This window comes from Nostoc sp. ChiSLP03a, assembly GCF_034531215.2.
Lineage (GTDB): Bacteria > Cyanobacteriota > Cyanobacteriia > Cyanobacteriales > Nostocaceae > Nostoc.
In genome coordinates this window covers 36,557-49,069 of record NZ_JAVRBQ020000073.1, presented here as the reverse complement: position 1 = coordinate 49,069, position 12,513 = coordinate 36,557, and the positions used below count along the sequence as shown (strand labels likewise).

9 protein-coding genes are annotated in these 12,513 nt (G+C 43.5%); 5 read left to right on the top strand and 4 right to left on the bottom strand.

Annotated features, from left to right (window positions below):
- Positions 1 to 246: 246 nt before the first annotated feature.
- The 5 genes from RMY32_RS12445 to RMY32_RS12425 all read left to right on the top strand — a co-directional run bounded on the left by RMY32_RS12445 (position 247) and on the right by RMY32_RS12425 (position 6,611).
- Positions 247 to 1,272: a chemotaxis protein CheW gene (locus tag RMY32_RS12445; protein WP_322709534.1), complete on the top strand. Its 1,026-nt coding sequence runs from the start codon at positions 247 to 249 to the stop codon at positions 1,270 to 1,272.
- A gap of 29 nt (positions 1,273 to 1,301) precedes the next feature.
- On the top strand, positions 1,302 to 2,555 hold the full coding sequence (locus RMY32_RS12440) for a GAF domain-containing protein (protein ID WP_322709533.1): 1,254 nt from the start codon (positions 1,302 to 1,304) through the stop codon (positions 2,553 to 2,555).
- Between the two features lie 117 nt (positions 2,556 to 2,672).
- A complete protein-coding gene (locus RMY32_RS12435) occupies positions 2,673 to 4,895 on the top strand; it encodes a chemotaxis protein CheW (protein ID WP_322709532.1) in 2,223 nt (740 codons plus the stop codon).
- A gap of 197 nt (positions 4,896 to 5,092) precedes the next feature.
- On the top strand, positions 5,093 to 5,812 hold the full coding sequence (locus RMY32_RS12430; protein ID WP_322709531.1) for a rhomboid family intramembrane serine protease: 720 nt from the start codon (positions 5,093 to 5,095) through the stop codon (positions 5,810 to 5,812).
- A 127-nt stretch (positions 5,813 to 5,939) separates the two neighbouring features.
- Complete coding sequence (locus RMY32_RS12425) at positions 5,940 to 6,611, top strand: rhomboid family intramembrane serine protease (protein WP_322709538.1); 672 nt, start codon at positions 5,940 to 5,942, stop codon at positions 6,609 to 6,611.
- A 147-nt stretch (positions 6,612 to 6,758) separates the two neighbouring features.
- Here RMY32_RS12425 and RMY32_RS12420 read toward each other — a convergent pair whose 3' ends face one another.
- From RMY32_RS12420 to crtB, 4 genes are all read right to left on the bottom strand, one after another.
- Positions 6,759 to 8,933, bottom strand: coding sequence for a polysaccharide biosynthesis tyrosine autokinase (locus RMY32_RS12420; RefSeq protein ID WP_322709530.1), 2,175 nt, complete (start codon positions 8,931 to 8,933; stop codon positions 6,759 to 6,761).
- 224 nt (positions 8,934 to 9,157) lie between these two features.
- The gene (locus tag RMY32_RS12415; RefSeq protein WP_322709529.1) at positions 9,158 to 10,510 is read right to left on the bottom strand and encodes a polysaccharide biosynthesis/export family protein; all 1,353 of its coding nucleotides are present in this window, start codon (positions 10,508 to 10,510) and stop codon (positions 9,158 to 9,160) included.
- 232 nt (positions 10,511 to 10,742) lie between these two features.
- Entirely contained in the window at positions 10,743 to 11,465 is a 723-nt protein-coding gene (locus RMY32_RS12410; protein WP_322709528.1) for a cyanoexosortase B system-associated protein, read from the bottom strand.
- 151 nt (positions 11,466 to 11,616) lie between these two features.
- Positions 11,617 to 12,510, bottom strand: a complete 894-nt coding sequence (crtB, locus tag RMY32_RS12405; protein WP_322709527.1) for a cyanoexosortase B — start codon at positions 12,508 to 12,510, stop codon at positions 11,617 to 11,619.
- Positions 12,511 to 12,513 lie beyond the last annotated feature (3 nt).

Below are 12,513 nucleotides of genomic sequence, written 5' to 3'. Positions count from 1 at the left end.
AAATTTTTTTTAAAATCTTTGATTTTCCGTTAGGACTCTATCAATAAGCTGACACTATTGATAATCAGTTCGCTGAACTCAAAACCTTGCCTACCAAGGCTTGTATCTTACCAGGCAATGATTTTAGGACTTGTGTATACATCGTGGCACCTTGGCTAATGAAGCGTTAATATTCTTTCTCCCCTGCCCCTCTGCCCCCCTACCCCCTGCCTTGCCATAACCACAGTTTTCAACACCGACCGACTTATGCTCAACACTCCCTTTCCGTTTAAGCGATTATCTGGCGCTGTAACCGAAAGCGACTCATTACGAGTCGTTGTTTTTGCGATCGCAGACTATTTATTTGCCCTACCAGTTGGTGCAGTTCTCAAGGTGATTGCTTGTCCCCCTATTCGCAGTACGGTTGAAAGTGGCATCGGGATGGTTGATTTGGGAGCGCAAACTATTACGGTTGTGGACTTGCGCCAGAAGTTTATTCAGCAAGTACAAGGGCAACAGGCGCATCAAGTTCTCCCTGCGGTTGACACTTCAGGGCGCTTCTTACTTCTAACTCAAACGCGGACTGGGGAAATTTGTGGCATTCCTGTGGACAAGCCCCCTGCTCTAATCGATATTCCTTTGGAAGTTGTGCGTCCGGTGCCGTGGTCTTATCGGCAAGTGGCGGAGTTAAGCTGTGTGAGTCACATGGCTGTTTTGCCTGTAGCACCAAACGAGGAACCACTCAAAGTCCTGCTTCTAGGTATGAGCCAGATATTGGCTGATAAGTTGGGGTTGCCCGGAACAACCCCAACCTTAACTCCTGGGCTGACATCAGGCGAACAACGGCAAAGATTTCTGCGTTTTTCCTTGGGCGATCGAGGAAGTGGATTGCTACCATTCCATTCATTACAGGACATTATTCATCTCGCTAGCCAAGAAATTTCCCCAGCCCCGGCCTTACCAAGTTGGATTTTAGGTTTCTATAATTGGCAAGGACAGATGTTGCGGCTGGTTGACTTGGAGCATTTGCTTGGTTATGCGCCACTTTTGAAGCGGCAGTCACGACCAGAAAAGCCAATGGTTCTGGTTATCGAGCTGCAAAATCAGGTAATCGGGTTTTTAGTCGCTCATGTCTTAGATGTAGAGTGGCAGGATTTACAGCAAATACAATCGGCACCAACCGACTTTTCCCCAAACAAACTGCTAAATTTTGTTCGAGGTATTCTGCCAGACGATCGCTGGATTTTAGACACCAGAGCGATCGCCCAGACATTGCAATGGCAAACCCACTGATTTAACTTGATGCTGCCAAGGAGTTTTCTGTGACGATCGCAACTTTAGACCCTAATCTTGAAACCCAGCCTGACAATCAAATCCAGATAGAAGAAATTTTGGCTAATGTGGCTGTACTCAAAGCAGTCTTTCAATCTGCTAAGGGGCCAAAGGTCGCTCAATTACAGCACAAGGTAAGTCAAATCGAAGCTTTTATCCAAGCTTTGGCTCAGGATTCGCCCAGCGATAATGATGACAATGTGCAAAGGGCTTTTCACCTCCAGCGAGAACAACTGGCGGCAATTGCTCGGCAAATGCAGCAGGCAAAAGGCCAAACCGCACTTTTGGAAACTACAGCCACCGCTTTGCAAGATGTTCTCAGTGCCGATCGCGTCCTGATTTATCGCTTTGAGGAAGACAATCGCTCTCGGGCGATCGCTGAAGCTATACAACCGGGTTGGACATCCTTGCTCAACCAATCCCTACCGATAAATGTGTTTGTTACTCAACCCAATTTTAGTAACCCAACTGAAGTATTAGAACTAACCCCGCGCCAACAGCAATTTTGGCAACGCTTTCAGGTGCAAGCGAGTCTGTGCTTACCCTTGATTGTCAAACAACAGCCTTGGGGTTTGTTAGTTATTCAGCATTGCCTTGCACCCCGACAATGGCAGGAAGCAGAGCGCAGTTTGCTGCAACAAGTAGGAATGATGTTGACAATTAACTTGCACTCGGCTGAAATAGTAGCTCCACCTGCTCAACAGCTGTCACCGCCTCCCCAAAAGGCTGAATCCTGCGATCGCTCACAGTTATTAGTGCCATTGCAGCAGGTGAGCCAAGCCTTACAAGAAGGAGCAAGAATCGCCGAACTTACCAACGAGCATTTATTGTCTATTCAAGATACTGTTGCTTTTACTAATAAACAGCTGCAATATCTTGGTGAATTTTGTCAGCAAGCTTCTGGCTTTGTTGGCCTTGTGGAAGGCTTGAGTAGCAAAATTCAAGTTTTGTCCTTGAATACAGCTATTGAAGCAACAAAAACTAACGACCAGGAACTAAGTTTGCTAGCTGCTGCCGAACAGGTAGAAATTCTCGCCCGTCAAGCCCGCGAAAGCACCGTAAATATAGAGGAATGGTTCCAAGAACTCCAAGTAGCAACAAGAGACGTTGTTTCTGCTATCGAACCGTGCGATCGCCAAATCAGTGCTGGGCTGGAGTCAATCGCGCAAATCCAAGAGCAATTTAAAGCGATCGCCGACATCGCTGCTTCTACCCTCCAAACAATAAACCTCTTGCAAAAATAGTTTTGCACTCTTGGGGAAAAGGGGTAAGAAAAAACCTTTACCCTTTAACCTTTTCCCCTACAAATGCCAAGAAGTCTAGTATCGAAGCCATAGAATTTTCACAAACCAGGAGTTTCGATGAGTACCGATTTTGTCCCCCAACCGCAGAACGACGATCGCTTTCTAGAAGAAGCGATCGATTTGTTACTGTTCTTGGAGCAGGAGTTGCCTAACTATACAAAAGACAGTAACCCCGGTACAGCTTTGGCTCTCATGGAAGCTGCTGGCTCTCTGCATTCGATTGCCATAGCAGCCGAACTACATACGATTGCCATAGTTGCGGCTGCACTAGAAGAGATTTTTCAGCTTTTGTATCAGTATCGAGCAACTATTGACGCTCCAATCGCCTCTTTGTTGTCGGAAGGATTAGATTGCTTACAAATGCTGTTGATGGCATTTTTAACAGCCTCGAAAATTGAGGAAGTAGAAATTCTGGAGCGGATGTCTGCCATTGTTGCTCGTCTGCAAGCAGAGTTTGGCGATTCCCAGGAAACAAACCTTGAGACATCGGTAGAGCGATCGCAGGAACATCAATCAGTTATTCAGTTTGGCGATTCCTTGGCTGAGGTAGAATCTTCTGCGGCTCTACCAGAGCAAGTTACGGTTAAAGACAAGGAACTAATAGATGAAACTAGCCCTCACTCTGCCAGCCTCGATCGCGTAGATACTGAGCAGCTTCCGATTGAGGTGGGGGAACTAGCAAACCTGGAGGAGGGAGATTTTCAGGCTTGGTTGGGAGAATTTTTCCTGCCTGCTGAAATATCTGAAGCATCTTTAGTTAAATCTTCGAGCGATCGCCATGCACTCTCTTTGCAAGAATTCATTCCCTCCATTGTTGCAACCAGTATTCCAACCGCCACACCCATCAATCTTGAACATCTCGAACAACTAAACGCACTGATTGCAACATTACTAACTAACTACGATCGGCAAGCTTGTCGCGAAGAACAACAGCAACATGCGATCGGGCAGTTGCTTCGACAAGTTAAACGATTACAACGCCTGCTGGATAATCTACAGGAATGGTCAGGACGTTTAGCAGCAATTTCAGATACCCTTTCCCCTCTGGCTGCTTCTCGCTCTGGGCAATTGTACAGTACTCTGCAATCTGTTTTGGCTGAAGCGTCTGTTGTGGCATCAACTGTTCATTCCCTGAATAACGATCGTCACCAACTCAAACAAGAATTTATACAGCAGGAAAACTTACTTAATCGTTCTGCTAATTTAGTCAAAAAAGTTACAACTATTCCTTTAAAAGTAGCCTTAGAACCATTGCATCGGCTTTGGTCGCAGTTACAAGCTCTCCAAGATAAGTCTGCTAGACTACATTTACAAATTAGCGATATCCAAGTCGATCGCGCCTTTAGCGATCGCCTCCGTATCCTCCTGTTGCATATCAGTTGTTATTTACTAGAGCAAAGTATTGAGTCTTCCCAAACACGCCAACAGCTAGGTAAAAATAGCAACGGTATGATTGAATTTCAGATTTACCAGCAGGGAAATCAACTAATTATTGATGGCTGTGATGATGGCGCAGGACTTAACTTATCGCAAATCTATCAACAAGCTTTAGCCCAAGGATTCGCCCTGACAAAACCAGGGGATATTCTACAAACAACTCAACTGACTGAACTCATACTTGAACCAGAGGTTTCATCTGTTTTATGCGATCGTGCTGCTTTAGAGTTAGGAGCAGAATTAACTGAAGTTTGCAAGCAATTAACAGCTATTCAAGGAAGAATAGTATTGAAGTCTAAAGCTGGATATGGTACAGCCTTCTCGCTGCAAATTCCCCTGGAGCAAAAAATTACTCAACTTATCGTCTGTCAAGCCAACTCCAGACTCTATGCATTTGTTGCCGATTCCGTAGAGCAGATTTGTTTATCCCAGTCCGAACAAATTCTCCAAACTCAAGCGGGACGCATGTTATTTTTGCAGGCTTCTGACACTAGTGGCTTCAGGAGTGGCGATTACGAGAATCCAACAACAGAAATGCTCGTCCCTATCCATTTACTGACTGATGTGCTGATTTCTCCTAATTACCTTCCCGCCCCAGTTACCACTTACAGTACAGATACACTAAATGCTTTCAAGCAGGATAAGCCTTTATTAGTATTTCGTTACTTAGACAAACGATGTGCTGTAGAAGTAGATTGTATCATCGGCAAGCAATCCTCTACAATCCATCCTCTAGGGGAAGCAATTCCAGTTGCTCCTTATATTCAAGGAACTAGCGTTTTTGCCAATGGGCAACTTGGCCTGGTTTTGGATGGTCAGCTGCTCACAAAATCTCTAGCTTGAACTCAATACCTGCCGAAAAAACTAAGTTACGACGATACTATCCTCAAATACTTTTGCAGTCTGGAAGACCCTAGAATTGAGGTAAGTCCTACAAGAAATCTCAAATATTAAACTGATATCTATCCACGAGGTAGAAGAAACTACTTACAAAATTCCGTATTGTAGAATTGCTGTCTTAAAATCAGGAAAAAACGCTCGTGGTTCCCATTAGAGATAATAATCCGACAAAAATCACGCCTTATGTAACTTATGGGTTGATTGCTGTCAATGTCCTCGCTTTTCTTTATGAAGCAAATCTTCCCCCACAAGCATTAAATGGATTTTTACACCTTGCGGCTGTAGTTCCACGAGAACTCACCTTAAGCTTTGGCGGCATCTCTGTACATCAACCAGTTCCAGAATGGGCAACTTTGATTACTTCCCAATTTCTGCACGGTGGTTTCTTGCACTTAGCTGGGAATATGTTGTTTCTCTGGATTTTTGGCAACAATGTTGAAGATAAGTTAGGTCATGCCAAATATTTACTGTTTTATTTATCTTGCGGTGTTTTGGCATCCTTGACCCAGTGGTTCTTCGCTCAAGATTCTAGCATTCCTTCTTTGGGTGCAAGTGGTGCGATCGCAGGTGTTATGGGTGCATACATTCTCCGCTTTCCCAACGCCGAAGTTCTTGGCGTTGTACCTTTAGGGTTTTTCTTCCCAACTTTCCGTGTCCCCGCATATTTCTTTTTAGGATTCTGGTTTCTCGAACAAGCCTTTTACGGACTTACCAGCCTGGAAGCACGTACTAACATCGGTATGGAAAGTGGCGGTATTGCCTACTGGGCCCATGCCGGCGGGTTTATTTTTGGGGCAATTCTCGGCCCACTGTTGGGTTTATTTAGCGATAAATCTCAAGAAGAATCTTGGTATCAATAATTTTTCGTAGTATCTTTGTTACCCTCAAGTATACTGATTAATTTAATAGGTGAAATTGTTTAACCTTCGCAACTGCCATGCCTGACAAGCTATATTGCAGTTAGTCAATAATTTAGGAAAAACACCTGTGTTTCCCCTCTACGATGAAAATCCGACGCGAATCACCCCGTATTTCACCTATGGGTTAATTGGCATGAATGTTTTAGTTTTTATTCACGAGGTGAGCCTGCCGAATGCACAATTAAGTCAATTTTTCAGTGAGTATGCAGTAGTGCCTCAAGAGTTAACCACCAATTTAAATGGAGAGTGGATAACGTTATTTACGTCGCAATTTTTACACGGTGGTTGGTGGCACTTAATCTCAAATATGGTGTTTCTCTGGGTTTTTGGCAACAATATTGAAGATCGATTGGGTCATGCCAAATATCTGATTTTTTATTTGGCGTGTGGTGCTTTAGCTGCATTGTGCCAATGGTTTATTGGGATGAATTCTGAGATTCCTTCTTTGGGGGCAAGTGGTGCAATTTCTGGGATTTTAGGTGCGTACATTATCCGCTTTCCCCACGCTCAAGTCATGACTTTAATCTTTTTAGGGTTTTTTATCACCACAATAAGAGTCCCAGCACTAGTAATAATTGGACTTTTTATTGTGCAAAATGTAATTTCCGGTCTTGCTACCCTGCAAACAGCCGCTAACATGAGCGTGGAAACTGGTGGAGTTGCCTACTGGGCCCACATCGGTGGTTTTATTTTTGGCGTAATTCTTGCTCCTTTATTTGGCTTGTTTCGGCGCGACTAAACACAGCATTTCCTGAAACTCTTAGCACAAAAATTGCTACCTCTCAATTCTTTGCCCTAACCTTCTCTACGAAACGCTTCTCTTTCAAAAACGCTAAAGCGAACGCCAATGCCATACTCTGCGTTCAAATTTACACATTTAAAACTATTAGTTTTTGTTGGCACTCGCTGAAACTTCTTCTGACTGTTCTACCTCAGATGTAAATGTTGATGATTTTGCAACTTCTTCAGGTACAGAAACGATGATATCAGCACCATTAATAATTGCTCCCAATAATCCCAGTTCCGATTCAACCAATTGATCGATAGCTTCACCGAGCATATTCTCTTGCGTATAGTTTGGTCGCGCCACCAGTACGATCCCATCGCTGTAGGGTTGAATTAACAATGGGTCATTGGATGTGCTGAGTGGGCTAGTATCTAAAATAACTAAATCAAATCGTTCGCGGACATCTTCTATCAGCCGCCGCATTTCGCTGGATTCAAGAATAGCAGCGGATTGCCGTACTGGGCCAGGGCTGGGAAGAATGTATAAATTTTCAACATCAGGAACTAAACGAATACATTCACTCAAATTAGCGTAATAACGTAGAGGTTCAATAGTGGCTTCAGGGTCAGGGATTACTTTTAAAGATGTACAACGGGAAGGCGATCGCAAATCTGTTTCGATAATTAAGGTTCTTTTACCAGCACGAGCGGAAGCAACACCCAAATTATAAGCACTTGCCGTTTTCCCCTCTAGGCTACTGGTGCTAGTAATCAATACTACCTTTAAGTTTTTACCACCAATCCGGCGCATATTACTACGGAATTTCTCATAAAATTCTAAATAAGGAGAATCTTGGGAAAATACTACCGGTACTGCATCTGGCTCCAAATCATCAACTGGCATTAAAGGCAATTCTCCCAACAGTGCCACTTCTCGTTGCTTGAGGCTCTCGCGAATATCCTCCCTGGTTTTGAAAGTCCCTTCCAGCGCTCCCAACAAAAATATCACCCCGCCACCAATCAATACACCTAAGAAACCACCCACAGCCAGGGTAATAGGCACACTCTTCGGAGGTTTGGGATCGACAGTAACTGCGGGGCGTCTGGCAATACTGAGGCTGCTGGTAGTTTCTGCCTCTGCGGTTTTGGCATCGGTTAGCTTCGCCTGCATTTGGTCATAGATGCCTTTTTTGAGTCCAACCTCCTGTTCTAAACGCGATCGCTCTAATTGCTTATTAGGTATCAGAGCATACTCTCGCCGGAGTCGCGCTTCTAGTTGAATTTCTTGAGCTAGTTGTTGTTGCAGTGTCTCCCGTTGGGTTTGTAAAGACACCATTTGGTTTGCCAATTGCTGGCGTGTTGGATCTAAACTGCTTTGAGTACGAATACCTGCAACGCTACCCTGAAGCGGAGCCGCCGTCCCACCACCACCTAAAACCTCAGCGGCACGTTGTTGTAGTAATTCCTCAGCAGCTTGTTTCTGACGAATTAACTGCACCATCGTTGGATGTTCCGGCCGCAAATCTTTTCTAAGTACAGCGATTTGCGATTCACTTTGATAAATTTGCGCTCGTAAGTTCCCAATAATTGGATCGGCACTCAAAGCAGAAGAAACATAAGCTTGTCCGACTGTTAAGCCTAACTTATTTTGTAAACTGCGAACTTGACCATCAACCCCAGAAATAGTTAATTGAATTTGCCGTTGGAGATTTTGGCTGGCAGTAATGGCGCTTAACAAGCTGCCATTCTCTGCGGCTAAGATTGCTGTTCGCTCGACGCGATCGTACTGTTCCAGCTTCTTTTCAGCAATTTGCAATTCCCGTTTAGCTTGTGGTGTGCGATCGTTAATCTTTTGAATAATTGCTTGTAAGCGCCCAGTATTGATGTCACTACTCAACTTAATCATTGCTTGCATCAATTCCGTCAATACCTGTATGGCTCGTTTGGCGTCACTATCTACATATTTAAGTTCAAAGGTAGAAGATTCTAATTCTCCACTCTTAGCATTTTTTTTAGGTAGAGCAAGAGCAAGACTTGCACCGAGTTGTTTCGGTTTGACACCGACTTTCTCCGCCACACCTGCAATTATCTGGTTTGATAGTAAAACTTCCTCATTTAGTTCCTTCCCTTGCTGTTGGATTTCATTACCAGTTGCAGAGAAAGAAACTGGTGGTCCACTATAAGTAAGTGCCCCAGATGCTATATAGCTAGTAGGTGGCTCTGGTTGCATAGCTACCACAGTTGACCCAGCAACAACTAAACCAAAACTAGCTAGTCCAATCCATTTATATTTATCAAAAGCAATCAGATAACGTTTAACAATTGGTGGGGTCATGGTCGCTTCGCTCCAATTCAAAATTTAAAATACAAAATTCAAAATTTAGGAAGCACCAAACAAAGATAGTGGCTTTGATACAAGTATGCTATCAACTTCCTACTGTATATATCGGTTGATATCTTTAAGACTTTTCCATTAATAAATTCAAATATTCAGTTAGAGATGTGGTTTTTTACACTCCAAACTATTTCTAGGTTGTATCCTTCTTTAATGTTACTAATTTATCTACCACCAACGTTGTCAAAAAACCGCAGAAAGGATTGAACATTGAAGAAAGGCTGGGTAATAGTGGTCAGGAAATTAGTAATTCTACCAATGAGGTTCCGACCAACAACAATAACATCATTATCTTGAAGTGCCACATTTTGAGACGCATCACCGCCTAGAGCTTTTTTAGCATCAAGTTTTTGGGTAACAGCTCTGCCTCGTTCCGAATCAAAGCGAACCAAAGCAATATCTCTCAGATTAGCAGTGTCTAGATTTACACCTCCCAAAGCATCTACAAATGTACTGCCGTTAGGCAGTGCTTGAATGGAAAGACCACCCGCAGCGTAGTTTAAAACTCGGACTCTAATCTGTGGTGTAGCCAAGGATGAACGTGCTACTAAATTGCGGTCATAACCATCCTCACTACCAACTTCACGACGGGGTACGAGTATCGCATCTCCGTCTTGTAAGCGTAAATTTGGGATTGAACCGCCATTTTGCAGTGCTGCGTATAAGTCAATCGTTTGTGAAATCACAGAACCATCGATTAACTTTCGGCGTACTTGCACCTGTCGCAGGTCTGCATTCAACGTTGAACCACCAGATACTAGCAAAGCATCAGCAACACGGGGTGTTGGTGAATTAATTGGATAAATTCCTGGTCGAAATATTTCCCCACTAATGGTAACTTGAACTGGTCGCGTTCCTGCCAAGGATACTACCACGATTGGATCTGGGAAAAAGCGACTCAAGCCTAGGCGAATTTTTTCTTGAGCTTCTTCCAGGGTTAAACCTTTTAATGACACCGTTCCCACTTGTGGCACGATGATGTTGCCTTCTGGACTAATTACAGCTTGAAAACTGAGGTCTGGACGCTGCGTTACTAAGGCTAAAACTATGATTGGATCGACGACATAACGATTTAAACCCAAGCGAATTTTTTCTTGAGCTTCTTCTAGGGTTAAACCTTGTAAAGAAACTGTTCCCAATAATGGCACTGCAATATTACCTTCTGGGTTGATTAAAGCTTGAAAGCTTAAATCTGGAAAGCGCTGAACCGAAACGCTAATTCCATCTCCTATGCCTAAACGGTATGGGCCGGGAGGACGCTGAAGCACAACACCAATTGCATCTCCTGGCCCCAAGAGGTAGCGACTGAGTTGCGGAGAAATTTCTTCATTTACACCACTAGGTGCAACTTCATTAACTGGCACAGGCGAGGGGAATAGGTTTGGTGATTGTCCTTGAGATGGAAAAGGCTGGGCAACAACAAGTTGGATAGGTGTTGTTAAGAAAACTCCTACTTGAAGACTGACAAAACACAAGGCGCTGAATCCACGCATATAATAACTAGCATCTATGAACATTGGTGCAGAAAATATTTAGATATAAATTAGTCGCGCCGAGTGGTTATTTTACTCTAAAAATGCCTTCAATGTCTCTTTTACCTACAAGTATTTACCAAGAAAAAGAGAATAATTTTGCTAAATTTAATTTCTAACTTGATGTTGTTAACATCATTTTAGATGAGTTTCAGCCTGAACACAATTTATAGAGATACCCTGGATAAATCTCTGCGCAAGGGCATCAAAACAGACTCTACAAAGGGCCTGCCATTAATGCAGCTTGAACTGTTTCCCCAATAGACTGAGCTAAAGACCAAGATGTTTCTACCTGCCCCAAAGGTTCCATTGGAATCAGAATGCTCACGCCAACCCAAGGAGTGCGTTGCTTGCGCCATTGTGCTAGTTGATCTGCCAAGAACCAGTGAAAAGGTGATGGATTTCCACCGTCTGGCATCGCATACCATTGCAAAACAGCGAAGGTTTGCTGTGGTGTGGAGGCGCGAAAAAACCTAGCTTCTACTTTAGTTTCGACATTAGAAGCCAACTTTGCAGATGGTTTGACTGTAAATTTGGCAGAACGAGATTGAGCTACATCCCACTTTCCCCAGCGTGACCTTCCCCAGCCATTAACATCTGTCCACTCTACCTCTGGTTGATCCATAGGCCCATTTTGCGGCAACAAAAGCAGGATTGCTTGGGATTCGGAACCTTCTTTTTTAACTACCTGCAAAGACCAATTATGTTCGCCAATTTGCTGTTCTGCTTGTTCAATAGTTTGCCAACCAGGAAGGGTTAACCCAGTCTTGCGGATCTGTTTTAATTCGTGCAGGGTAGGAACGGCAGGCGGTTGTTTCCATTGCCAGTGTCCTGTCAGATATCCGGGAACCCCCGCCATTGCTAGCAGCAGTAGCAATAACAAAAGTGCTGCTACCTGAGTCAATTGGTTTTCCTTGAAAAATTTAGAGAAGGAAATCATCAGTAAAATTTGCAATACTTAGGCAAAATCTTACTTTATAAAATCACATTGTGAGTTCAGTAATATTTAGGACTTACGTATAAGTAATGAAAAATTAAAGGAGTTGGGAGTGAAGAGTGGAGAACAAAAGAGAAGTTGCAGAAAATTTTCTTTAACTTTCTGCCTCTTGCTCAGTTTCTAGAGATGCTGAAAAATAGGTATTAATCCAATTCAGTAAGGGCACTAGTGACACTAGCATACAAGCAGAGTAGAGATCGCCACCCCAACCCTCATGTAGCCATTTAAAAGCCGCTTCTTGACCCGTGCCGTGAAAGAAAGTAAGTAAAGTATTACGAATGATATTGGCAGTAATACTAACGATCGCAGCAAGAGATAAAAACGATATAGTTGTCCGCCGTGAAGACAAAGCATCTGTCCAATAAAGCAGCATTAAGCCCACGTAGAGAGTCGTAAATAACATTTTCAGCCCTGCACAATAGGGAGCAACTTCTACAATCCGTCCTCCCACGTAAAGATTGATCTCATCTACGGTTACTTCCATACCAAATTGATTCAGTATGAAGCCTGCTGTGCCAGCGATGAAGCTTTGCAGAGGCAAAGTATAGGGAGCAATAAGATAGGGTAATGCTGTTGGGGTGGCTAAAAATACTAGTAGTAGGGGAAATCCTTGTAATTGCAAACCTGCTATTCCCTTAAACCACAAGCATAATCCGATTAATATCACGGGCAAGGAAAGGTTGACCCACTCTGTAACACCGCTAAGATAAAAAACTGCCCCTAATAACAATAAAACAGCGCCCAAAGGATTGATGGTATCTGGTAAACGTTTCCACTTTTTCCGGTTCATCCAGCCCAGATAAGCCGCAAATGGTAGGCCAATAATTCCGTGGCTGAAATATTCGTGTTCTGTACTGATATTTTTGTGCAGCCAACCATCCAACCAGTGTAGCAATATTGGAGCATAAAGCAGCAGCAAAACGCCTAAAATAGCTATATTTAACAAGCCTGATGCGTTTATATTTTTAACCTGTTGCTGGAGTGCCATGAT

Bases quoted from the DNA above. Each gene is read 5' to 3' on its own strand.
- RMY32_RS12445 (WP_322709534.1), top strand. From the start codon at position 247: ATGCTCAACACTCCCTTTCCGTTTAAGCGATTATCTGGCGCTGTAACC.
- RMY32_RS12435 (WP_322709532.1), top strand. From the start codon at position 2,673: ATGAGTACCGATTTTGTCCCCCAACCGCAGAACGACGATCGCTTTCTA.
- RMY32_RS12420 (WP_322709530.1), bottom strand. From the start codon at position 8,933: ATGACCCCACCAATTGTTAAACGTTATCTGATTGCTTTTGATAAATAT.
- RMY32_RS12415 (WP_322709529.1), bottom strand. From the start codon at position 10,510: ATGTTCATAGATGCTAGTTATTATATGCGTGGATTCAGCGCCTTGTGT.
- RMY32_RS12410 (WP_322709528.1), bottom strand. From the start codon at position 11,465: ATGATTTCCTTCTCTAAATTTTTCAAGGAAAACCAATTGACTCAGGTA.
- crtB (WP_322709527.1), bottom strand. From the start codon at position 12,510: ATGGCACTCCAGCAACAGGTTAAAAATATAAACGCATCAGGCTTGTTA.